The organism is Bacillus sp. J14TS2, from assembly GCF_018333015.1.
In the GTDB taxonomy this organism is placed as follows: domain Bacteria; phylum Bacillota; class Bacilli; order Bacillales; family Bacillaceae_C; genus Lederbergia.
This window is the reverse complement of sequence record NZ_BORE01000001.1, coordinates 600,896-624,622: the sequence shown is the minus strand read 5'-3', so window position 1 is coordinate 624,622 and position 23,727 is coordinate 600,896. Positions and strand designations below refer to the sequence as shown.

The 23,727-nt window shown below is 38.5% G+C and carries 22 protein-coding genes; 18 read left to right on the top strand and 4 right to left on the bottom strand.

Annotated features, from left to right (window positions below; genetic code table 11):
* The 8 genes from KI375_RS02595 to KI375_RS02560 all read left to right on the top strand — a co-directional run.
* The coding region (locus KI375_RS02595; RefSeq protein ID WP_212971966.1) for a transposase at positions 1-353 on the top strand (353 nt) is incomplete at its 5' end.
* 582 nt (positions 354-935) lie between these two features.
* A complete protein-coding gene (locus tag KI375_RS02590; RefSeq protein ID WP_212971965.1) occupies positions 936-2,201 on the top strand; it encodes an SLC13 family permease in 1,266 nt (421 codons plus the stop codon).
* Positions 2,202-2,892: 691 nt separating this feature from the next.
* Complete coding sequence (locus KI375_RS02585) at positions 2,893-3,084, top strand: helix-turn-helix transcriptional regulator (protein WP_212971964.1); 192 nt, start codon at positions 2,893-2,895, stop codon at positions 3,082-3,084.
* Positions 3,077-3,661 (top strand): peptide deformylase, encoded by a 585-nt coding sequence (def, locus tag KI375_RS02580; protein WP_212971963.1) that lies wholly within the window; start codon positions 3,077-3,079, stop codon positions 3,659-3,661. Before KI375_RS02585 ends, def begins: the two co-directional genes overlap by 8 nt.
* A 14-nt stretch (positions 3,662-3,675) precedes the next feature.
* Positions 3,676-4,548, top strand: a complete 873-nt coding sequence (locus tag KI375_RS02575; RefSeq protein WP_244852186.1) for a S66 peptidase family protein — start codon at positions 3,676-3,678, stop codon at positions 4,546-4,548.
* A 440-nt stretch (positions 4,549-4,988) separates the two neighbouring features.
* Positions 4,989-5,720: a DUF4352 domain-containing protein gene (locus tag KI375_RS02570; RefSeq protein WP_212971962.1), complete on the top strand. Its 732-nt coding sequence runs from the start codon at positions 4,989-4,991 to the stop codon at positions 5,718-5,720.
* A 22-nt stretch (positions 5,721-5,742) separates the two neighbouring features.
* A complete protein-coding gene (locus KI375_RS02565) occupies positions 5,743-5,886 on the top strand; it encodes a hypothetical protein (protein ID WP_212971961.1) in 144 nt (47 codons plus the stop codon).
* A gap of 127 nt (positions 5,887-6,013) precedes the next feature.
* The gene (locus KI375_RS02560) at positions 6,014-6,406 is read left to right on the top strand and encodes a DUF3592 domain-containing protein (protein ID WP_212971960.1); all 393 of its coding nucleotides are present in this window, start codon (positions 6,014-6,016) and stop codon (positions 6,404-6,406) included.
* 311 nt (positions 6,407-6,717) lie between these two features.
* On the opposite strand, the gene KI375_RS02555 is transcribed toward KI375_RS02560, so the two are convergent.
* The 4 genes from KI375_RS02555 to KI375_RS02540 all read right to left on the bottom strand — a co-directional run bounded on the left by KI375_RS02555 (position 6,718) and on the right by KI375_RS02540 (position 10,331).
* On the bottom strand, positions 6,718-7,695 hold the full coding sequence (locus KI375_RS02555; RefSeq protein ID WP_212971959.1) for a phosphotransferase: 978 nt from the start codon (positions 7,693-7,695) through the stop codon (positions 6,718-6,720).
* A gap of 146 nt (positions 7,696-7,841) precedes the next feature.
* Positions 7,842-8,489: a TetR/AcrR family transcriptional regulator gene (locus KI375_RS02550; RefSeq protein ID WP_212971958.1), complete on the bottom strand. Its 648-nt coding sequence runs from the start codon at positions 8,487-8,489 to the stop codon at positions 7,842-7,844.
* Positions 8,490-8,505: 16 nt separating this feature from the next.
* Positions 8,506-9,612, bottom strand: coding sequence for an ABC transporter permease (locus tag KI375_RS02545; protein ID WP_212971957.1), 1,107 nt, complete (start codon positions 9,610-9,612; stop codon positions 8,506-8,508).
* Complete coding sequence (locus KI375_RS02540) at positions 9,609-10,331, bottom strand: ABC transporter ATP-binding protein (protein WP_212971956.1); 723 nt, start codon at positions 10,329-10,331, stop codon at positions 9,609-9,611. Before KI375_RS02540 ends, KI375_RS02545 begins: the two co-directional genes overlap by 4 nt.
* Positions 10,332-10,485: 154 nt before the next feature.
* On the opposite strand from KI375_RS02540, the gene KI375_RS02535 reads away from it, so the two are divergent.
* The 10 genes from KI375_RS02535 (at position 10,486) to KI375_RS02490 (ending at position 23,691) form a co-directional block, all read left to right on the top strand.
* Positions 10,486-11,250 carry a Cof-type HAD-IIB family hydrolase gene (locus KI375_RS02535; RefSeq protein WP_212971955.1) on the top strand — a complete coding sequence of 255 codons (765 nt, stop codon included), beginning with the start codon at positions 10,486-10,488 and terminating at the stop codon, positions 11,248-11,250.
* 1,013 nt (positions 11,251-12,263) lie between these two features.
* Positions 12,264-13,661, top strand: coding sequence for a glycoside hydrolase family 76 protein (locus tag KI375_RS02530; protein WP_212971954.1), 1,398 nt, complete (start codon positions 12,264-12,266; stop codon positions 13,659-13,661).
* Between the two features lie 465 nt (positions 13,662-14,126).
* Complete coding sequence (locus tag KI375_RS02525; protein ID WP_212971953.1) at positions 14,127-15,131, top strand: LacI family DNA-binding transcriptional regulator; 1,005 nt, start codon at positions 14,127-14,129, stop codon at positions 15,129-15,131.
* Positions 15,132-15,298: 167 nt separating this feature from the next.
* Positions 15,299-16,006, top strand: coding sequence for a DUF1868 domain-containing protein (locus KI375_RS02520; protein WP_212971952.1), 708 nt, complete (start codon positions 15,299-15,301; stop codon positions 16,004-16,006).
* A gap of 239 nt (positions 16,007-16,245) precedes the next feature.
* Entirely contained in the window at positions 16,246-17,505 is a 1,260-nt protein-coding gene (locus tag KI375_RS02515; protein ID WP_212971951.1) for a Gfo/Idh/MocA family protein, read from the top strand.
* A 292-nt stretch (positions 17,506-17,797) separates the two neighbouring features.
* Complete coding sequence (locus KI375_RS02510) at positions 17,798-18,784, top strand: DUF6528 family protein (RefSeq protein ID WP_212971950.1); 987 nt, start codon at positions 17,798-17,800, stop codon at positions 18,782-18,784.
* Positions 18,785-18,807: 23 nt separating this feature from the next.
* Positions 18,808-19,632, top strand: coding sequence for a sugar phosphate isomerase/epimerase family protein (locus tag KI375_RS02505; RefSeq protein ID WP_212971949.1), 825 nt, complete (start codon positions 18,808-18,810; stop codon positions 19,630-19,632).
* A 125-nt stretch (positions 19,633-19,757) separates the two neighbouring features.
* Positions 19,758-21,386 (top strand): extracellular solute-binding protein, encoded by a 1,629-nt coding sequence (locus KI375_RS02500; RefSeq protein ID WP_212971948.1) that lies wholly within the window; start codon positions 19,758-19,760, stop codon positions 21,384-21,386.
* Positions 21,387-21,631: 245 nt separating this feature from the next.
* Positions 21,632-23,245, top strand: coding sequence for an extracellular solute-binding protein (locus KI375_RS02495; RefSeq protein ID WP_244852184.1), 1,614 nt, complete (start codon positions 21,632-21,634; stop codon positions 23,243-23,245).
* A gap of 125 nt (positions 23,246-23,370) precedes the next feature.
* Positions 23,371-23,691, top strand: a complete 321-nt coding sequence (locus KI375_RS02490) for a hypothetical protein (protein WP_212971946.1) — start codon at positions 23,371-23,373, stop codon at positions 23,689-23,691.
* Positions 23,692-23,727 lie beyond the last annotated feature (36 nt).

Genomic DNA, 23,727 nt, shown 5'->3' with positions numbered 1-23,727 from the left:
ACCCTCTTATCAAACAATCGGGCGGAGACGAGGGATCCCGGTACTATGGTCGAATTTCCAGACAAGGAAACCCTCATCTCCGGCATGTCGTCTATCATATCGGGTTCAGTCTCTCAACACATAATAAGGATTTACAACCGTTCAAACAACGACTCAAGGAAAAAGGAAAACATTCTCGCAAAGTGTTTATCGCAATGGGCAATAAATTTATCAAAATTGCCTTTGCGATGTTACGAGACCAACAGCCATTTTTATCAAAACAGCCAGATTTTCACATCATGGGTGAGATGAATAAAAAGCTTAAATACAGTCAATTGTGCTCTCAAAAGACAGAGAGTAAAGCTGTTGCATAAGACTGATTAGACGCTAATTAAATACTAGAATACCGCTTTATATGGAGTGGCGGGCATGATAGACTTATCCGGCAGGGCAAATTCAATTCCTCTTGCCGCTTTGCCAGTAAACTCATGCCCGCAGAGGCTCCATGTCAAGCCTACAAAAGTTCACCACACTTTCTGGGGTCGAGGTGAGATCGGTAGTTTCCTTGGAGGCTTATTGACCTCGGTGTTTAGCATTATCCACCTCGTCCTGCAAATGCGAGCAGTACGTTAAATTAAATTTGTACTATGCCAGGATGCACTTTCTGCAGAATTGAAAACGAGGCATTTCCACTTCAGATCCGAGAAAGCGTGGTGAATGAACATAGAGTTCACTGTTAGTTGCTACTTACTAAACCATTTTTTGGAAATTCACGGTGGTAGGTGTATTTCCTATACTTAAAAATGGGAAAAAAAGTATTTGACATAGTACGCTAAACTATTAATATAGAATTAATTTCGAAATTGCTTTATGTGAGAGTTTCCATGTAGAGGTTTCTGAACTTTCAAGTTACTAGTTTAGAGCGATTCGCGTATCTATACAAGGAGCTGTGTTACGTGAGTTTAGAGATTATAACGATAATTGTATTATTATTCATGTTTATCATAGGGTCATTTATTTCAGTTAACATGGGTGTGCTCGGTTTTGTTGCTGCATTTGTAGTGGGATCCTTAATAAGTGGACTGAGTATTGATGAGATCTATAGTGTTTTTCCTGTGGGAATGTTTATTCTTTTGGCGGGTGTTTCGTTTTTATTTGCAGTTGCGCAAAATAATGGCACATTAGATTTAATCATTTCATGGGGGCTTAAATTAGTTAAAGGGAATGTCGGTCTGCTGCCTTGGGTATTATTCGGAATATGTGCATTGCTCACAACGGTTGGTGTTTCGACAGTTGCTGTTGCACCAATCCTTTATCCGATTGGCTTACAATTAGCATATAAATATAAAATTAATCCTATCTTAGTAGGTATTTTGATTTCTACGGGCATCTATGCCGGTTCATTTTCACCAATTAATCTTTATGGACTAATTGTACAAGGGATTATGGGTAAAGAAGGGATAGTGTATTCTCCAATCTCATTCTTTATCAACTGTCTTATTTATTATGTAGCCATTTCAATTGTTGTATTTATATTATTTGGCGGAATCAAGCTATTAAAAGTGAAATCTAATGTTCAAACAAAGAATTCTTCAAATGAAAATGAAGAAATTGAAAACAAGCTTACTCCTTATAGAGCCGTTACAATTCTAGGTATTCTTCTTCTCGTTGTGATGGGACTTGTATTGGAAATTGATATGGGATTCGGAGCATTTTCAATTGGTTTGATATTATCATTAATAGCGCCTAAAAAATCAGCAAATGCATTGAAGCAAATTCCTTGGACAGTCATTATTATGGTCACTGGCATCGTAACTTACGTTGGTGTAATGGAAATGGTTGGTACGATGGATATGTTAAATGAATTTATTGCTAGCGTAGGAAATTCATATTTAGCATCACTTGCTGCATCTTATATCGGTGGATTTGTTTCTGCCTTTGCTTCGACAGCGGGTTTCATCGCAGCTGTTGTACCATTAGCTGCACCAATTCTACAGGATCCTAATATTTCAACAGTTGGCGTTATTTCCACGATTGCAATTGGCGCAAGTGTTGTTGATATAAGTCCTTTCTCAACAAATGGCGCATTAATAATGGCAAATGCGAAAGTTGAGAATGAAGGTAAGTTTTTCAAAAATCTATTGTACATCGCAGGAGCCTTTATTGTATTTGGGCCAGGCCTTGCTTGGTTATTGTTCGCAGTAATTGGAATGCCTTGGTAAACTCCAGAAAACTGGCAAATTTAAATTTTGTAAGAAAAATGTTATCAAGCGATTTATTTAATATTCCTAGAATGGCCTCAATACTTGACCTACTATGGGGAAAAGAGGATGTAGTTGCTCTTTTCCCTATGAACTACCTTGTCAGTAGAACTAGTCATTCTTAAAATACTTAATGGGAGAGATCCTTAGTGAATTGTTCAATATAATGCCGATCGCGGGGAATAGAAACTAATAAACAGAAAAATAGATTTTTATCTCCGTTTATATGCTTTATTGCGAAATCTTCTTGGGAAATGGAGTCGAGTTGACGAACAAGTTCATTGCGATAATGAATGGCAGTGTCAATAACTTCCAGCTGAATTCAATGGAATCAAGATGTTCCATTGTCACTGGTTCACGGGTACTAATATCATACATCCCAACATCCAAATCCAATGTTTCATCATATTCAGATCAAAATTCATCTTTGTAATTTAACAATTCTTTTGCAACGTTCATTTTTCCTTCCGTATTAAACTCCTTTTTAAGCCTTTGTTACCGAACTCCCCATTCCATCAATGCCAATGAGTTCCATAATCTAGTTTATAGGAATCTATATGCTCATCATACTGAAATGTCCAAAGTACTTGACAGGTTTTTTATAATTCCTCTAAAATAAAAATGTCTTATCTTTTTGACATAGGAGATGCTTATGAATAATAAAATTAAAGCGATACGAAAGAAAATGGATATGACTCAACAGCAGCTTGCAATTGAATGTGGAGTTGCTAGGCAAACGATTAATTGTATCGAGAATGATAAATATGACCCGACATTAGAATTGGCGTTTAAATTATCGAAAATTTTAAAAGTAAAGGTAGATGAATTGTTTACTTATGAGTAAATTTCATGCGCATTACACAATAACAATGAATGACATTATTAGGGAAAGGGATCCTATCTTGCATCAACAGACGCAGGAAGTAAAAATTCCACCTTCAAAAGAAGACCAAGAGACGCTTATTTGTATGATGAATTTTTTAAAAAATAGTCAGGATCCTGTTTTAGCGAAGAAGTATCGTTTACGTGCTGGTGTAGGTTTATCAGCAAATCAAATTGGATTAAATAAGCGTATGTTTGCGGCGTATTTAACAGATGAAAAGGGCAGAGAGCATGAATATACCCTGATCAATCCTCGCATACTTAGCCATTCTGTATCGATGATTTATTTACCACCAAGTGAAGGATGTCTCTCTGTTGATCGGGAGGTAAAAGGATTTGTACCAAGATATGAGCGGATTAAAGTGAGAGGATATAATCTATTGGGAGAAGAGGTTGTATTGAAACTTAGGGGATATGCCTCGATTGTAGTTCAACATGAAATTGATCATTTAAACGGCATTATGTTTTATGATCGAATCAATAAGGAAAATCCTTTTCAACTACCGGAAAACAGTAAAGCATTATCTTTTAACAGTTGAAAGGAAGAGATTCAGTGAAAACAGCACTTTGTCTAGGTGATACGGTTGGGCTCATTGCTTGTTCTGATGGACGTGAGAAGGAGAGCACGATTGTTAAGGAAATTGTAGATGCTTTAACAATGTTAGGGCTAAAAGTAAAGTTGGCGCAAACCATTTTCCGCAAAGGAGATTCACCATTCAGCGGGGAAGCAACAGAGCGGGCAAATGAACTAATGACTATGTTTCAGGACGAGAAAATAAAGATGATCTTTGATATTTCGGGTGGAGATTCAGCAAATCAAATTTTGCCTTACTTAGACGAAGAGGTCATCAGGAAAAACCCGAAACCTTTTGTGGGACTTAGTGATTTGTCGGTCCTATTAAACGCTATTTATGTTAGAACCCAGGTACCAACATTCCATTATCAAATTGCGAACCTCGTTAAGGAGGATGCTTCCACCCAGCTGAATCTATTTCGGAAATGGTTCATGGAAAAAGAGGTGGATGGAGCAAAGGATATCACCTTTCAATATAGATGGATACGTGGCCAAGGGATGAAGGGAGTCGTAATTGGCGGGAATATTCGCTGCTTTTTGAAGCTGGCAGGCACTCCTTATATGCCTGATCCCACCAACAAAATATTATTTTTGGAAAGTTTAGGAGGAGGAATTAGCCGAACAGCTTCCTTACTTGCGCAATTACAACAAACTGGCTATTTAGAACAATGTCAGGGGCTATTATTAGGAACATTTACCGAAATCCGCTCGCAAAATCAGAATCATCTTTTGGAGGAACAGATATTAGAGATGACCAAAGGATACCCATTTCCGATTGCGACAACAGAACAACTCGGTCATGGTGCGGATGCACATTGTTTGCCTATTGGCAAGCTTTTGACATTTACCTGACTTTCTTAAAGTGCGTGTTCAAAATGGAGGATAAAAAGGGCCAAGTCGGCTAAAGGCGCTGACGTCCTGTCAGCAACACCGACACTAGTACATCCTGTACGTCGAAAGTTCGAGGCGGCGTAGCTTTGAGCAGCGGAATGTATGTATTTAGATACATGAGCAGCGGAAAAGCAAGCCAACGAAGAAATTCGCAGTGTCATTTTTACCTGACTTTTTGAACAGCCTCTTAAAAGGGTATATTAAGCTATTGATTATTGCCGTCTTATGCTCAGATCAATGATCGAAATGGCGGCTTAGGAATTTTTTAGCCTTAAGCAAATGAGCACATCTCTTGAAAAGTCCCCACATGGGTATGGTAAAATTTACCACACCCGTGGGGTTTTTTAATTGTAATTTTTTACCAGTTTCAGTCAGAAAATTATGGTATGGAGGGATACAAGATGAAAAAAATGATGTTTATGTTATTGTTCGGTTTTTTGCTTGTAGGTTGTAGCAATGTTGATGAAGAAAAGGGATCCACGAATACAAATCAGGATGAGCCTATCGTGGAAAATACAGAAGATGATGCTCAGGATGAAGGCGAAGACTTGGCTAAGGATGAGGAAGAAGCGACAAATGAGTCGCAAGGAGATACGGAAGAAGAGGAGGGGGAAGACCTAAGCAACGCAGAAAAGACGACAAATGAAAATGGTGATGATGTCTATGTGTTTCCAATGGGGAAAGAGGGGAAGATCAAGGAGTGGATGCACCAATATAGCGCGATTGTGGAAGTGAATGATTTTTCAATTTCAGATACATTGCCAGAGAGCGTGACGGGTATAGAGGATGAAAAAGCAGATGACGATGAAATGTTTGCGATTATGGATGTTACATTTAAAAACGACGGCAAACATGCAGATTATGTGGAAGATGATACGAGCACGACTAACATAGCACAGGCCTTTCTCATTAGACCGGACTTGGAGAGACAAGAAGAAGACAATGCAATAAATGATGGAGGAAATATTCCGTACATAGATGGGGAGATTGATACAGTCAGCCTTGATCCTGGAGATGAGCAACAAGTATATATTGTTTTTCCCATCGGTAAAGAGTTTGCCAATGAAGAACAATACTATCTAACTTACCAAGCATATGGTGACAAGATTTATGCCTGGGAGTTAAAGAAATAAAAATAAAGGTAGAGGTATTGTAATGAAAGCAGCTGTATACAATGCGATCGTTTTGGGGCATGGGCTGTCGAAGTTGGACAATATTTTTAAGCAGCTGATCGCGTATCGATCGATCCGAATATCCATTGTAGAGAATGTCGGATTGTCAAGTAACCGTCAACAGTAATAGAATGAAGTTTTACTTCATTCTATTACTGTTATTAATGGAAAATAGTAAACGGTTATTGTAGACGCTGACGGAAACATAGTAATAAGATAGGCTTACTATGTTCTGATTAGGAAGGGGAAACATTTTGCTTTTTATTGGGTTGTTTTTTATCTTTATAGCTGGTCTCCTTATTTTTTTAAAGTTGAAATGTATGATCACAGGGAGACCAGTAGAAGGGGAAATTGTTGGCTATGTTCGGGGGGCAAAGGGAGCTTATGGATTTGTTGGGTACAGTTATCGAATTAGATTAGAATATAAGGAAGAGGTTTATTATGTTACTGCTATGGAGGGAGTGACGACGAACAGTGAGAATATTCCCAAGAAAAACCTGGGAATGGCCTGCTGCGTCTACTTTAATCCTAAAGCACCTAAAAAAACAGTTGCGATCAAGGGATTCCATCGGACGGAATGGCTGACGGCCCTTTTGCTTTTAATTGGTCTACTGTCTATTTTACTCGAATTGATTATGATGATTTAAGGGAAATAAGTCCTGAAATAAGCAGCTCACATGTGCATTTAGGATTTTGTTCTTTCAGGCTAAGAAAGGTACTTGCTTGCAAAATATGATGGAATAAACCCTGAGGTTCATACGACATTTGTTTTATGTCCTTCCTTCTATTCCATATTCTTGTTTTCGTCAGGTTTTCAATCATTTTTTTCTTCTCTTATTTCCTAAATCTTTGCTTGTAACAGCTTATAATCGTTGAGTAAATGAGGCATGGATTCTATGGCCGCCAAGATATGATCGGAATGGCACTTGGCGTCTTTAACCCTCCTCCCTTAGACGGCTTAAAGACCTTCCAAAATTGATTCTAAATCCACATAATGATTGGCCAACCAAACCATTTCTTCAGCAAAACGTACGGGTGGCCCTGTATGCTTGTTCATATTAGCGTTTATCCACCATGTACACTCCATATACCACAGTAACTTTAGAGAGTCTGTTAGAAAGCCTTTTTCAACAGGATAATACTCACCATAGCCTTCAAGAAAAGCTGATGCAAGGGAAATATCAAGTGCTTCATCGGCCAACGAGGCAGAAATGACAGCTCTTGCAACATCTAGATGAGGATAATCAAATTTTAGCCGATCAAAATCAAGGATGGCACTTACTTGTCCTTCCTTAAATAATATGTTGTCGACCCAAAGATCACGATGAGCCCATCCAGTATTTCGATTAAACTCTTCGAAATTGACCATTTCAGTCACTATTATTTGTGTCTCAATAATAGTGGAGAGTGAAGTGTTATGAGTTTGCTTCCAAACATCTCTCCAATGACGTGATCGTTCTTTCGGAGTAGGAATAATAAAGGCAGGGCGATGCCTTTTTGCTAGTGTGCCCTCATTTAATATCTGATGCATATAGCCTGTCATCTTTCCCAAATGGAATATTTGCGAGCTGGTAACTTTACCGGGAGGCATGGTAACACCATCGCAGTATTCCATGATCGTAAAAAGTTCATCTTGATCAGAGTGAAAAAGGTATTCTCCCTCATATGACAGAAGCATGGGACAAGGAAGTCCGCGATTATGCAATCGATTTTGTTGATGAAAGGCATTGTCCAGTTCCTCACGATTATATAGTTTAAATCTTTCTTTGTTGTATTGTTTAATCAGATAGATACCTGTATCTGTTGTTACTTTCCATTTTAAATTTAACCATCCCTGCCGAATGGGTTTACTTTCTGATACATGAAAGCCAAATTGCCGGTGACAGGTCTTTAGTAAATCATGTAAGATTGGCTGTTCTAAACATTGATTCTCCATGATACTCTCCTTCGTATATTAGATTTCTTTCTCCAAAATATATTGAACTCCTCTATTAATTTCCAAACAATGGTTAGGGTCCGCCAACTTCATTGAAAGGACCGATGCTACGGGCGGAAAATGTTTTGATTAGATGGGAAAAACGGTTACTTCGTTGTACCCAACCCATGCAAAATAAATTGAATCGTGCGCTCTGTTTCGGCCTCATCATCCCATTCCAATTCTGGGAAAAGTACATAGCGAGAGACAAAAAAACCAAGCGCGGAAGTAATGGTCAATCTTGCTACACTAGCAGGTGGCATGTCAATGATTTGTCCTTTCTCTTGGTAGCCTTTAATTAACTCCTTAACACGGTCAAAAGTATCCTTGGCAATATGATTCAGAAACTGCTCCCGTAACTCGGGATGGAAAGGGATTTCCTGAAGTAAAATTTTTATGACTGGAAGCAGACGTTTAACTGCATTTCTTCGATTTTCCATTATCGCTCGCAGGAAGTCTTCGACATGATCATATTGTTGATCCAGCACTTTATGAAAATCTTTTACAAGATAAGGAGCAATTAATTTTGTCATAAACGAGCCTATAATCGACATTAACAACTCCTTTTTTGTTTTGTAATGCCGAAAGATGGTTCCCTCCGCTACTCCGGCCTTTTTTGCAATCTCACTGGTCGAGGTGGCGGAGTAACCTTTTTCGGAAAAAGATTCGATCGCAGCTAAGATGATTTTCTTTTGTTTATCTGTTAACTTTTCTTCTGCAAATATTTGTTCGATAAGTTTCTCTTCTTCAGACATTGTATCTCCCCTATTGTTAAATTTTTCGATATTTTTTTAATGCGATTATATTGAGAATAATGAAGAGCAGTGCAAACCCTAAAAGGATCAGTAAATCAGTGCGAATATCGTTTAAGCCCAGACCTTTATACATGACATCAACCAAGGCATTTCCTCCGTAATACATTGGCATACATTTGGCAATCACTTGTAGCCAATCCGCCATTTGGTCAACTGGAAGGATCCCTGCAAAAAAGACTTGTGGAATAATGGCAATCGGAATAAATTGCATCATTTGAAATTCCGAATTGGCGAAGGAGGATAAGAGAATACCTAATGATAATGCTACTAATGCTAAGCATAAATTGATGAGAATTACATTTCCTAAAGAACCAACAAGCATAATATCTAAAACTTTAACAGCATAAAAGACAACAATTAAGGTTTGAATGATCGCAAAAATGCCATAACCTAAAAGGTAACCAAAGACAAGATCTCTTCTTTGAATCGGGGTAGCCATTAATCGGTCTAGTGTTCCAGTCGTACGTTCTCGTAGCAAGGCAATCCCGGAAATAAGAAAGACAAAGAAGAAAACGAAGAAGCCAACAAGAATCGGGCTTAATTGATCAAAAAAGGTCGTATCTTGATCACCATAGATATACGAAATATTCATGTCTGGTTCTTCCATCTGTCCAATATTTTCAGGAGTATTTGGCAACTGAGCTTGAACATTTTTGATGAACATGGTTAAATTTTCTGCTTGTTTCTCCCCGTTTTCTGCGGCAACAGCTTGGATAATTTTCATTTGGAGTGCTTTTGTTGAGGATGGCTCCGCATTTGTTAAAATTAGATTGATTTTGTCCCCATCAAATTGCAGAATTCCATCCAAGTCATCTTCCAGTATAACCTTTTCCTTGTTTATTAGCTGCTCATATTCTTTGACAATAATATCGTTATCTTCTAGCTGGTTGATAACAGAAGCATCGCCATTTAGAACACCAAGCTTCGGAATCGTGGTGTCGCTAGAAAATAAATAATGCAGGAGAGTAAGAATGAGCAATGGGGCAACCATCATCAAGGCGAGCGCCCGCTTATCACGTAGCATTTGCTGGATAATTCGCTTCACAACAGCAGTTATTCTCATTTTATTTTCCCTCCAGCTTGTAAGAATACGTCCTCTAAATTCACGATCCCATATTGCTGCTTTAATTGTTGTGGAGCTCCACTTGTAAGGATTTTTCCATCCCTGATCATCGCGAGTTGATCACATTTCTCCGCTTCATCCATCACATGAGTTGTCACTATTATGGTTTTTCCCGTCTTCTTTAATCGGCTGATCTCTGTCCAAATTGACCGGCGTAATTCCGGATCAATTCCCACAGTTGGTTCATCTAATACAAGCACCTCGGGGTCTTGAATCAGAGCTACAGCAAGTGACAAGCGTCGTTTCATCCCACCCGAATAATTTTGGACTTTTTTATGCAGATGAGAAGAGAGGTCTACTAAATCAGCCGCATAAGCAATCCGCTTTTTCTTCACATCTTTTTTTAACTTAAAGAGTGAAGCAAAGAAGGAGAGATTTTCTGCTCCCGTTAGGTCTGCATATAAGGCATCTGCTTGCGCCATATAGCCGATTTCTTGTAATAATTTCAAATTAGGGACAGCTGTTCCTAAGACATGGACCTCTCCAGTAGAAGGGCGATCCATCCCAACAATTAATTTCACCAATGTTGTCTTCCCAGAACCAGAAGGCCCGATCAAACCATATATTTGCCCGGACTCCACCGTTAGATCAATTTCGTTTAAAACCACTTTTTTTCCAAACTGTTTGCTAATGCCCTTCATTACAATTGTGCTAGTCATATCTACTCCTCCTCAAAGGATAAAATGAGTGATTACTCACTATCATAAATGGATATGAAATATTAGTCAATAGTTAGACCATTTTGAAAATAATCAATCACCATGGTAAACTACAACTTGTAGAGAATGACGAGGGAGAAGGGGAGTTTCATTAATGGAGACGGCAAAGAAGGACAGGTCATTTAAACTTATTGCACTTGATTTGGATGGAACATTGTTAAATCGGCGTCATGAAATCTCGGATGAAAATCGAAAGGCAATTGCGGAGGCGGTAGAAAAGGGCGTTCAGATCGTGATTAGTACAGGGCGTCACGTAAAATCTTGCAATGATTATGCAGGTTCTTTACAGCTGACTTCCTATTTTGTGGCTGTTAATGGAAGTGAAATCTGGGATCCATCAGGGAATTTGCTTGAACGGACTCCACTTCAGCGAGATTATATCCAGACCATGTGGGAGCTATGCGATCAGCATGGGGCTCATTTTTGGGCAATGACTCCTGAATTAGAATTTCGAGACGGCTTTCCTGATGAAATTGCTGAACGGGAATGGCTCAAATTTGGTTTTCATGTGGATGATCAAGAAGTTAGAGAGAAGATTTTAACAGAGCTAAGAAAGAATAAGCAACTAGAAATTAGCAATTCAAGCCCCTCTAATATTGAGGTGAATGCCCTTGGAATCAACAAAGCAAATGCTTTAAAAAAGGTGTGTGACCGCCTGGGAATTTCGATGGATCAAATGCTGGCTGTTGGTGATAGCCTGAATGATTTAGCGATGATTAAGGCAGCTGGTTGTGGTGTTGCCATGGGAAATGCTCAGGAATTAGTGAAAGAATCAGCCGACTGGATAACAGACACGAATGAAGCAGATGGGGTTGCAAAAGCCATTCGTCATTGGGTTTTGAATGAGGAAAAGGTTTAAGAGTGGTTGCAAATATATTTTTGGAAATGAGTATTTTCCTTCACAATAAGAAACGCCATTTTGGCGTTTTTTATTGTGACCAAATATTTGCAGAGTGTGTAAAATTCATGCCAGTGGTTAAACCCATATGGAAACTCCCCCGATGGTTGGAGCAATTCAATGAGAAACCCATATTTGAGAAGAGAAACCCATAAATTCGGAGGGAAGCCCATAACATGATGAAGGAGCCCTTACCCAAATAAAGAAACCCATTAACATGGGGAGGAACCCCATTTAAATAAGAACCCCATATTTAACTTGAGAAGCTCATATTTGAAATGAGGTCCCCATAATTCCGATAAGAAGCCCATACTTGCTTAAGAGATCCCATTTTTAAAGTAAGAACCCCATTCCTTGACTCAAGAACCCCATACCGAAGGGGAAATATCCCAATTCGAGACTGAACCCCGTATTCAGTAATGAAGTTTTCTCCATTTCATGTCGCTTACGTCTTCCTAACCCATAAATTTTGTAAAAAAATTGGTATGTATAAATGATATACCAATCGGATTATTTAAGCTGAAAATGCAAATTATGTCGTATTTTAGAGGTGTTTATTACAAAACCATATCAATTTAAAATGATATATTGATATTTTAATTTATGTATTGACTTTGATATATATACCCTGTTATGGTGACTGTATGCGCTTACTTATTGTACTCTAAAAAGTGCTTTTGGGGACATAACGAGCAGCAATAAGGACATTCGAAGATGTTTGTGTAGGCGTAATCAATAGGACCGAGAGAATACGAGAAACAATAACCTACTTCGCTCAGAAGTTGAAAGGGGGAAAATGAAGTCTAGAAAACTGGCAAACTACAACAGTGTAAAACAGAAAAATTCTGAATAACATTTCCAACGTGGTAAAGGAAGACATACATTAGGAAACGAATGATGGAACCTGAGAGTATGAAAATAATAGTCGATTCTGGATTGTTACTCTCTCAAAAAAATAATGGGAGGATTCCATAGTGAGAAAAAAAGTTCCTTTTAGCGTATTTTTACTTTTAATATGTTTGTCTTTGTTATTTCAAGAAACAAGTTTTCGTGTTGTGAAAGCAGAGCAGAATGCTGAGGATATTTGGGGAGAGAGAGCAGAGAGGGCACAGGATTCTTTGCAGGCTAATTTTTGGAATAAGGACATCAGCATGTTTAATAACAAATATCCGAATGAAAATGATGACGGCTTTAATTATTGGTGGCAGGCACATGCCATTGATGTGTTAGTGGATGCTTATGAGCGAACAGGGGAGCAAAAATATATTGATCGAGCAGATTCATTGTATTCTGGTGTTGTCGAGCGAAATGGTGGAATAACAAATCATTTTTATGATGATATGTTATGGATGGCATTAGCGATGTTTCGTCTGTATGAACATACGAATGATGATACGCATAAGAATGCTGTTTTTACATTGTGGGAAGACATTAAAACGGGGTGGCGAGATGACTTAGGCGGAGGCATTGCTTGGAATAAAGATTCGGACTTTTTGAATACACCATCCAATGCTCCAGCGATTATACTGGCTGCCCGACTGTATCAGGAGTATGGGAATGAAGGCGATTTAGAATGGGCCAAAAAAATATATGAATGGCAGACGTCCACACTTGTCGATCCTGAAACAGGTATTGTCTATGATGGCATCGAGGGAGATGACTTCCATAGTGAGGAATATACTTACAATCAAGGAACATACGTTGGAGCAAATATAGAACTCTTTCGGATCACAAAGGATCAGGAATATTTGCAATCTGCGGTCCGGACAACTGAAACGACAATAGAACGGTTTACTGATGAAAATCAAATTATACATGAACGTGGTGGCGGGGATGGGGGTCTGTTTAATGGGATATTGATCCGCTATCTATCCGATTTAGCTCTGGAAGACCCGACACAGGAATCGATTGCGCAGTTAATTTTGCATAATGCTGAAAGTGCGTGGCAATTAGCGGAGTCTGAAGATGAGATTCTTTTCGGTGCTTCATGGAAAAATCCGCCGAATTATCCGGTTGACCTTAGTCAAAATCTAAGTGGTGTCATGTTGATGGAGCAAGCTTCCATACTTGATAGGACTTTTTCGGAACCATCACTGGAAGATCTGTTTGATCGTGTGGAACAATTGGCTAATGGAGATGAAATGACGGATCCACAAGCAGTGCGCACATTGAAAGTTCATTTGCGATCAATTGAACATTTCGAAAAGAAAAAAGCGTTTGGTAAAATGGAAAAACATTTAGATGGCTTTAACATTTTACTAGACCAACAAAAAGAACTAGAGGTTATTTCAGCAAAAGCGCATAGGGAGCTGCGAATAGCAACAAATAGATTAATTGAACACTTGGCAGAGGAAAAGGGTACTAAATTTTAGTAAAGCTGTAACAAGTAATAACCAATGAAAATCTTGTTTTTCGTAGGTTTACTACTTGTTGCCTTATCCTTGTTTTGAATAAAAGACTGCGAATAACGATGTTTTTAATTTATTTAGCCCCCTATTGAATGGATAATATCCCATTAAACCTTTCCAAAAAGTAACTGGAGATAGAAATGGTGTCAATATCCTGATTAGACTATAGGGGGCTGCTCTTGTTTAGATGCAATTTTCGATGAATGACATCATGTTAGATCAGCTGGATTCACAGAATACGTTAATCTGCTTGTTCATCAATCGCGCTTATCCTCCCAATATGCACCTAATCATTTGAAAGGATAATAACTCTAGATGGCGGTCCGGTAGAAAATTGTCTCTATTCATACGATCATGTACAATAAAACACAAGTACTCCTATTTGATATACAAGTACTTGTAAAAATATCGTTTCACGGTGAGGTAAAAATGAACAAGAAAAAGAAAGTAACGATTTATGATATCGCTAGAATTTCCGGGTTTTCACCTAAAACAGTATCCCGAGTAGTAAATGGTGAGAAAAATGTAAAAAAGTCAACTTATGAGAAAATTAATCAAATTTTACAAGAGTATAATTATGTTCCGAATACTTATGCGCGGGGATTGATTAATAAAACCAACCGCAATATTTTAATTTCTGTTCCGAAAACAGAATTTTATCCTTTGGAATGGTTTCATATTCTATTAGAAAAGATTATCCTCGAATGTAGAAAGCATGATATGAATACAATTGTGGAGTATACGGAACCGAATGACAGCATGGAAAATTCTGTCCTTTACTCATCCAGTAGTTTTATTGGGGCAGCGGTGATTTTTTATGAATCTCCGAGGGACCAACGGATTATGTATCTTCAAAAGTTAGGAATTCCTTTTATTGTTTTTGGAAAGAGTGATACAGAAGGCGTTACCTATGTAACGAACAATGACTATGATGCATTAAAGTCATTAATGTACTATTTAGTCAGCAAGGGTTTAGAGAAAGTGTCTCTATTGATTGGAGATCAATCCTTGGTCAATATGGATCGGGTACGAGGAGTAAAGGATGCCTATGACGAACTAGGATTAGACGCAAGCTTAATTGAAGTGGTTTATCAGATGAAGACAGTCGAAGATGTCTACCTATATTCGAAGGCAGACTTTACAAAGGAGAATATACCTGATGCCATTTTTGTCTCTGGTGATGAAAAGGTGATCGGCTTAATCCGAGCTTTGAATGAATTAAATATAAAAATACCAGAGGATGTCTCCATTGTTGGATTTGACAATATTCCATGGGCTCAATATTTTGATCCTTCCTTAACCACGATTGCCCAAGATTTTACAACTTTATCAAAGGAAATTGTCAATCGCTTAGAAATCTTAATTAATGGGATGACAGACCTTACTTCAATAGAGGTTCCAACCAAATTAATTATCCGCGAAACAACCAAATAAAAAGTTGAGGTTTGGCTTGAAATGGAATACGTATTCATGTATAGTGTTAATAACCTAAATTTGACATCGGTGTCAGAAAGGTGGTGCCGATGTCAAAACTTGAAGTAGGTAAAATACTAATTTTATAAAAATGACATCGATGTCAATGTAAAAGAGAGGAAGATACAATGAGTACTTTAAAATTTCATCAAAACGGAAAAATCAAATGGTTTCCTGGCAATACGATTGTCAGTAATTTATATCCTGATCCGAATGTTGTAAATACAATTCAAAAAATCCAAAAGGAATATCAAGCATTACCTTTTGCGCAAAAATATTCAATTTTACCAATTGAATCCGTTCACATGACCGTCTTTGAATTATTATGTCACTTTAATCGTTCGCCAGAAAAATGGAGTGAATTTCTAAGTTTAGATGAGTCTTTAGAGAAAATAGATGAATTTTTTCATAACAAGCTAGAGTCATTGCCTTTTATTCAAAACATAAAAATGAAACCGCTACAAATACGTTCGACTGTTTTAGAGGTAGATCCTGGTGATGAAGAGACAAGCCGGAGACTGAAGGCGTTTCGTGATCAACTGACAGAGGCCACAGGTGTGAGATTTGCCAACCATGATAAGTATCAGTTTCATATATCTTTTGCTTATCTGATTGCTGAGTTAACAACGGAAGAAAAGCAAATCATCGCACAATTAAATGAACGATTGCGCAGGGAAGTCATCAGCAACATGGAGCCAGTGAAGATTGAAAAAATAGATTACACCGTTTTTGAAGATATGTCGGAATTTGTGCCATATAGTAGCGAGGCAAGAGAGGAATTGCGAGTGAAAAAAGGTTACACAACTGAGAACGAGATGGAGATAGGCAGACTATAAACGAAACGGAAGACAAATTCATTGCAGGAAGTGAATTTTTTTCAGATTGGGATAAGTATATGAAAACGATTGAAAAAATGAATGTGGAAGAATAATGGAGATAGAGAATGTGGCATATGAGTGATACAAGATTGTCAATAAATAGAGTGTTCAAAAAGGACGAAGAAAATGGATGTGTCCTTTTTACCGTCCTTTTTGAATATCCTCTAATAAGGGAATGTTAATGGGAGGAAGAAGAAATGAAGCAAGTTACAGCTGTACTGATCGGGGCAGGGAGCAGAGGGAATGCCTATGGAAATTATGCAATCAATTTTCCACACGAGCTAAATTTTGTTGCCATTGCTGATCCAGACTTAGAAAGAAGTCAGCTTTTTGCGAAACAGCATGAAATCCCGGAAGATTGTGTGTATTCGACATGGGCAGACGTGCTTACTCAACCTCAATTAGCAGATGTTATGGTCATTACTACACAGGATCGAATGCATTATGAGCCTACGATGCGCGCTCTGGAAAAAGGGTACCATGTGTTATTGGAAAAACCAATGTCCCCTGACCCTGAGGAATGTGTAAAAATGGAAGAGGCTGAAGATCTGTATGATCGGCTGCTAACCATTTGCCATGTTCTTCGTTATACACCATTCTGGTCTGCTATAAAGCGAACAATTGATGATGGAGAGATTGGAAAAATTGTTTCCATACAGCTGAATGAAAATGTCGGTAACCTTCACATGGCTCATAGCTTTGTGAGAGGAAATTGGAGAAATTCAGATGTTTCAAGCCCAATGATCCTTGCAAAATCATGTCACGATATGGATCTCTTATCTTGGTTGGTTTCTAAACCGTGCACACATGTAAGTTCATTTGGTTCTCTTATGCATTTTCGCAAGGAAAATGCGCCAGAGGGTGCTCCTCTTTATTGCCTTGATGGTTGCCCGGCAGCTGAGCAATGCCAGTACTATGCTCCTAGAGCCTATCTAGAAAAAAACGAGAGATCATTAAGGAAAATTACAAATGATCCTTCTCGTGAAGGGGTTATCAAGGCGCTGGAAAACGGCCCATATGGTAAATGTGTATATCATACAGATAATAATGTAGTCGATCACCAGGTTGTCAATCTCCAATTTCAGGAAGGTGCAACGGCAACCTTCAGTATGTCTGGCTTTACACACGATATTTCTAGAGGGATTCAAATCATGGGAACGAAGGGTGAAATTCGTGGATATATGAAAGAAGATAAGTTTACAGTATATGACTTTTTGACAAAACAAAAAAAGGAGAACTTTATTCATAGACCAAAATCTGGTCATGGAGGAGGGGATACTGGTGTTATGAGTAATTTTTTACATGAGGTTAGAAACCACAATGGGGGTAAGGGTCTAACATCCGCTGGTACTTCAGTTGAAAGTCATATGATTGCATTTGCGGCAGAAGAATCAAGGAAAGAACAAGGAAAGTCGATAGATCTGGCCGAATTTAAAGAGAGAGTCAGATTAAACTAGTTGACTTAGGTAAGAAGTTTTAATCCATTTCATTGCAGATTCTTTCTGCAACACATCAAGAAACTGCTGCAGAGGAGCGGGGGTTGCAAATAATAAAGCAAGATATTGAAGGCGTTTGCGAATTTCCTCATTGAGGAAATCTAGCTTAGGGAGGTGATCTAAGGGGAGTTTCTGTTACCTGAAGTCTAAGATTTTTCATTAATGCTCTACCCTGACTTATGAAGAGATGAGAACGGTCATTAAAAATTATTAAAATGACATCGATGTCAAATTTATGTAAAGGTGGCTGCGTATGAAAAAGTTTGTTATCTTAACCCTTTTTATAGGTTTACTGACGCTCATGGTATCTTGTCAACGTAAGACTCTTGCAGAGTCCCCGAAAGAGACGGATGATCAGTGGATTGCTGTGACTGATCAAAAGTCTCGGCAGATCCTTGTCTTTGACCCAGCCAAAGAAGGAATGGAAGAAAAGGAGGTATGGGATAAACAGGATGCTGAATGGACTTGGTCACCGACTGATGAAAATGGTTTTGCAGGGTTGCTGGATGGATGGGGACACCCATCTGATGTCACATTACGTGAAATTGATGGTGAGCAGTATATGGCTGTAACTGACTCTTATGGATTTGTAGGAATTGTCCCTTATCCCGCTGGAGATCAACGAACCTGGGGATTAAATATTGGACTAAGTCCGCATGCTGCAGAAATTTTACCTGATGGGAATATTGCTGTCGCACTTAGTGCATCACCAGGTTCCATACGTATTTACACATCATCAGAAGGGGCTGATTCCGAGAAATTCGCGGAATATCTCCTGCCTGGAGCTCATGGGGTCGTATGGGATCCTGAGAAAGAGCTGCTTTGGGCCTTGGGGACAAATTCTCTTGTTGCATTAGAAATAAAGGGAACCAGCAGTGATCCAAAGATTGAAGAAGTTCATAAGGAACAGACCCCGACAAGCGGTGGTCATAATCTATCTGTCGTATACGGTGATACAGATAAACTTTGGGTGACGACCGTTACGAATGTCTATCAATATAGTAAATCGGAAAAAGCATGGATAACTGACTATCCAGGAGTAGATGACATAAATAAAGAAAATGTGAAAAGTATTGGCAATCAATTATCGGGTCAAGTGGTATTAACCCAACAAAAAGAGAGTGTCGGCGAAAATAAATTTACAACTGATACGATTGATTTCTATTTACCAACAAATCCGAAGGAGATAAAGGATGCTGAAATGTATAAAGCGAGGATATGGAGCACTAGCTACCAATGATCAAATAAAAGAGGTGAAGGAGTATGAAAAGGAGTAATCCGGTAGAGTGGAAGGTTGGTACGTCCTATTCGCCAAGTGGCACGCTCACGTTAAGTGAGATTAAAGAAGCAGGCCTAGATAGCATTGAACTTGTTATATCAAGAAATGAGACTGATTTAAGTTATGAGGGATTAAAGGGGAGGTTCAATTCATACATCCAAAAAGCACATGAATTGGGGCTTGAAGTCTGGTCTGTCCATTTACCTTTTGGGAAAGACTGGGATATTTCTAGTATTGATTTGGAAAAAAGGAACCAGATCCTTGAGTACCATTTTGAGTGGCTGAGATGGGTCAGCGAATGGAATATTAATCAAGTGATCATCCATCCGAGCTATGAACCCATCCCTGACAATGAAAGGCTGGAGCGGATCAAAGCGTGTAAGTCCTCTCTTCATCTATTGGCGGAAAAAGCAAAGCCTTTAGATATTCATATTTGTGTAGAAGATTTACCACGTACGTGTTTGGGGAACACCAGTGAAGAAATGAAAACGCTAATTGATGCGCATAAAGATTTACGGGTATGTAGTGATGTTAACCACTTACTACTAGAGACACCTGAACATTTTATTAAAGAGCTCGGTGATAAAATAGCAACCGTTCATATTTCTGATTACGATGGAGTGGATGAGAGACACTGGCTGCCAGGGGAGGGCATTATTCAATGGGATCGTGTTATTTCTGCACTTGCTCAGTCTGGTTATGAAGGCACATTTATGTTTGAGGTTAAGATGGATAAGTGTTCCCCGAGGCAACTAGTCGATTGTTGGAAAGATAATTTACTCATTCAGTATAAGAGGGCAGATAAGTAATATATGAAGGAAATCCCCATGCAGTATTTACATGGGAGATTCATAGGATGAACTCCTTTGAGGTTGTGTAGTACGTACTAAACGTGGATACCTATTATATTTTAACAAACTAGAGGGGGATTAACTTGAAAATCAAAAAGGGTGCTTTATTACTTATGTTGTCATTCTTTCTAGTATTAGCGGCCTGCAGCGGAAAGAAATCCTCTCCACAAACGCCAGAAATCAATGAAGAAGATTTAGAAAACTTGAATGAATCAGGAATGCCGATTGTCAATGATCCCATTACAATCAAGTTTATGGCCGGGAAACCTTCGACAAATGCTGATGATTATAATGACGTTTTACTCTGGCAAACATATGAAGAAATGACGAATATTCATATTGATTGGGATTTAGTAGACTCTGAGGCTAGAGATGAAAAGCGTAATTTAACGTTGTCCGGTGATACATTGCCAGATGTATTTTATACAATGTATATGCCTAATCATGATTTACTTAAATATGGACAACAAGGTATTTTTGTAAAGCTTAATGATCTGATCGAGGAATATATGCCAAATCTATCGGAGTTACTAGAACAGTATCCTGCCATTCGCAAAGGAATTACTTTTCCAGATGGTAATATTTATGGCTTACCAACAATTTATGATCCAGAGTTTACCTCACTTATTTTAGGTTCAAAAGCTTGGATACGTCAGGACTGGCTTGATCAATTGGATATGAAGATGCCTGAAACAATTGATGATTTTTATGATTACTTAAAAGCGGTGAAGGAAACGGACCTTAATGGTAATGGAGAACAGGATGAAATCCCATATGGAGCCACTAGTATTGAAGGGTTGAGAGATATTTTAAGAGGGGCATTTGGAATCGGGAATCGAGGGGTAAAGCATGCTTATCTAGATGAAGATCCCGATACCCAAGAGTTGCGCTTCTATCCTACCTCTGATGGGTACAAAGCAGAATTGGAATATTTACACAAACTTTATTCGGAAAAATTAATTGGCCAAAATATTTATACGATTGAAACAAGCCAAAGCAATGCTGAAGGTGCTGAGGGACTTTATGGAAGTACGGTTTTAACAAGTCCAGAGGCTGCTTATGGTGAAGAAATGGGAAAAAACTTTGTTGGACTTTCTGCACTTGAAGGGCCGGCCGGAAAATCCTATCATCGCGCAACACCTCCATTAGCCCACATGGGTGGATTTGTTGTGACGAATGAGAACGAACATATTCCAGCTACCTTAAGATGGATGGATTATTTCTATAGTGAAGAAGGCGCAAAGTTATTCTTTATGGGAGTTGAAGGGGAGACCTATGAAGAAGATGAAGATGGAGAATTACAATATGTAGATAAAATTGCAAACAGTGCTGACGGTCTGTCGCTAAATCAAGAGCTATCTAAATATATGACTTGGCTTGGCGGTGGCTATCCAGGTATTGTCCGCTCAGAAACATTTAAAGGGTCGGAAAACATGCCATCCTCTAATGAAGCTGCTGACAGATTAGCACCCTATATGTTGGACACAGAGGATATTTGGCCGAGTTTTACCTATTCAATAGAAGAAAATAATCAATTGTCTGGCTTGGAAGTCGATATTCATAAATACGTTGATGAAATGCAAGATAAATTTATTACAGGTTCAGAACCATTCTCAAAATGGGATGAATATATTGAAAGACTGGAAACGATGGGCCTAGAAGAATATATGGATATTCAAGAAAAAGCGTATGAGCGCTATAAAAATAATTAATGTTTCTCATAGTCTAGGGGGTTGCGTTCAGTGGGGGGCTCATCCCCCCTGATGTAAAAAAATTAAAGGCTAAATTCACAACATTCTAACGCAACCTCGTTCATCCCGTAAGATAAGTGCTGTTATATTTGTTCAACTATCAATGACTCTAACAACTTGAAGATAAAATTTATTCAACTGTTGATATAAACAAGTCTCTAGTTAGATTTCATATAATCTGCCTACTAAAAACGAGGAGGATCATGATGAGAAAATCATTCATGTTCATTGTTGGAGTTTTAATCCTGTTTCTTGTCGCCGCGTGCAGCAGTAGTAAAGAAACCGAATCAGCTAATACAAAGGCTGAACGAACGGAAAATTTGAATAAAACTGGGATGCCGATCGTAGAAGATAAAATCAGTTTAGACTTTTTTGCTGGGCAGGCTCCTCAAAGTGCTCCCAATTGGAATGATGTCATGCTATTTAATGAATATGAAAAAATGACCAATATCGATATCGAATGGGAGATGGTGCCCAAAACTGGGCTTACTGAAAAAAGAAATTTAAGACTCGCCAGTGATAATTTACCAGATGCTTTTCATAGTGCTTCAGTACCCGAAAATGATATTTTAAAGTATGGACAACAGGGTGTTTTTATTCCTTTAAATGATTTGATTGATGAGTATGCGCCAAATTTAAAAAAGATATTTGAAGAGTACCCAGAAATTGAAAAAGGGATTACCTTTCCGGATGGAAATATATATTCTTTTCCATTGTTAACTGAGCCTGACTTTCTCTCAAGTCGACTTGGCTCTGTACCGTGGATTAATCAAGAGTGGCTTGAGAAGCTAGATATGGATATGCCGAAAACAACGGAAGAATTCTACCAATATTTGAAAGCGGTTCAGGAAAAAGATCCAGGCGGCAATAATGGGATCCCCTATGGATCTGGTAATATTGGAGAGATGGTGAATTGGCTCAAGGGAGCATTTGGCATCGAAAATATGGGATCTGCCAACCCAAATATTGATGTAGACCCGGAAGACGGGGAAGCGTTACGCTTTTATCCTATTTCCGAAGGGTACAAGGAATTATTACAATATATCAATAAATTATACGAAGAGAAATTAATTGAACAAAATATCTTTTCGATTGATACAAACCAATTTCTCGCAAATGGAAGTGATGGGCTATATGGAAGTACCAATTGGTTTGGCCCAATTGAAACATTTGGTGAAGAAGGCGGAAAACCCTTCGTAGGTATTCCAGCTTTGGAGGGACCGCACGGAGATAAAATGATTACGAAGATGAATCCGTCTGTCAATACAGTGGGTGCTTTTCTTATTACAAGAGAGAATCAATACCCGGAAGCTACAGTTAGATGGATAGACCATTTTTACGGGAAAGAGGGAATAGAATTATTTTATTTAGGAATAGAAGGAGAGACATTTGAGGAAAAAGCAGATGGAACAGTCGACTTTATTGACGAAATTAATAACCATCCAGATGGACTATCTTTCGAAGAAGCCGTTACAGAGTATTTAACCTTTCCTGGTGGCGGTTCTCCAACTATGACAATTCAAGAATTTTATAGGGGGGGAGGAAGTTCTGAAAAGCGATTGGCTACTGCGGAATTACTTAAGCCTGATGTTGTAAAAGATCCATGGTCAAGTTTTATTTATACAGAAGAAGAAACAAAGATCTTAGATTCAACTGGAAATGATATTGAAAAATATGTGGACGAAATGCGTGATAAATTCCTTTCAGGGCAGGTTTCTTTTGATGAATGGGATCAATATGTTCAGACAATTGAAGGCCTTGGATTAGAGGAATACATGCAAGTCAAGGAAGAAGCATATAAAAGGCAAAAAAGTCAATGATCTTGCAGGGGTTGCGAAGGTCTACACAGGAATGACGCAACCCCTGTAGATGTAATCGTTCGATCTTATCACCAGTATATGGCTAGTTTTCATCAAGAGGAGCTCTAAATTAGAGGAGGATCATGATGAGAAAACAATTTGTTTTAATTGCTGGGTTTTTAATCCTGTTTCTTGTTGCTGCGTGCAGTAGTAGTAAAGAAACTGGAACGACTGATACAAAGGCTGAACGAACAGAAAAAGTGAATAAGACTGGAATGCCCATCGTAGAAGATGAAATTAGTTTAGACTTTTTTGCTGGACAGGCTGCTCAAAGTGCGCCCAATTGGAATGATGTTATGCTATTTAATGAATATGAGAAAATGACCAATATCGATATCGAATGGGAGATGGTGCCAAGCACTGGACTTGCAGAAAAAAGAAATTTAACTTATAGATGCGTGGTCTAACTCCACCGTCTTTAGACGGTATCCGCTTTTAGCCTT

Bases quoted from the DNA above. Each gene is read 5' to 3' on its own strand.
- KI375_RS02505 (WP_212971949.1), top strand. From the start codon at position 18,808: ATGAAAAGGAGTAATCCGGTAGAGTGGAAGGTTGGTACGTCCTATTCG.
- KI375_RS02520 (WP_212971952.1), top strand. From the start codon at position 15,299: ATGAGTACTTTAAAATTTCATCAAAACGGAAAAATCAAATGGTTTCCT.
- KI375_RS02510 (WP_212971950.1), top strand. From the start codon at position 17,798: ATGAAAAAGTTTGTTATCTTAACCCTTTTTATAGGTTTACTGACGCTC.
- KI375_RS02555 (WP_212971959.1), bottom strand. From the start codon at position 7,695: ATGGAGAATCAATGTTTAGAACAGCCAATCTTACATGATTTACTAAAG.
- KI375_RS02540 (WP_212971956.1), bottom strand. From the start codon at position 10,331: ATGACTAGCACAATTGTAATGAAGGGCATTAGCAAACAGTTTGGAAAA.
- KI375_RS02585 (WP_212971964.1), top strand. From the start codon at position 2,893: ATGAATAATAAAATTAAAGCGATACGAAAGAAAATGGATATGACTCAA.
- KI375_RS02525 (WP_212971953.1), top strand. From the start codon at position 14,127: ATGAACAAGAAAAAGAAAGTAACGATTTATGATATCGCTAGAATTTCC.
- KI375_RS02495 (WP_244852184.1), top strand. From the start codon at position 21,632: ATGAGAAAATCATTCATGTTCATTGTTGGAGTTTTAATCCTGTTTCTT.
- KI375_RS02550 (WP_212971958.1), bottom strand. From the start codon at position 8,489: ATGTCTGAAGAAGAGAAACTTATCGAACAAATATTTGCAGAAGAAAAG.
- KI375_RS02565 (WP_212971961.1), top strand. From the start codon at position 5,743: ATGAAAGCAGCTGTATACAATGCGATCGTTTTGGGGCATGGGCTGTCG.
- KI375_RS02515 (WP_212971951.1), top strand. From the start codon at position 16,246: ATGAAGCAAGTTACAGCTGTACTGATCGGGGCAGGGAGCAGAGGGAAT.
- KI375_RS02545 (WP_212971957.1), bottom strand. From the start codon at position 9,612: ATGAGAATAACTGCTGTTGTGAAGCGAATTATCCAGCAAATGCTACGT.
- KI375_RS02570 (WP_212971962.1), top strand. From the start codon at position 4,989: ATGAAAAAAATGATGTTTATGTTATTGTTCGGTTTTTTGCTTGTAGGT.
- KI375_RS02535 (WP_212971955.1), top strand. From the start codon at position 10,486: ATGGAGACGGCAAAGAAGGACAGGTCATTTAAACTTATTGCACTTGAT.
- def (WP_212971963.1), top strand. From the start codon at position 3,077: ATGAGTAAATTTCATGCGCATTACACAATAACAATGAATGACATTATT.
- KI375_RS02490 (WP_212971946.1), top strand. From the start codon at position 23,371: ATGAGAAAACAATTTGTTTTAATTGCTGGGTTTTTAATCCTGTTTCTT.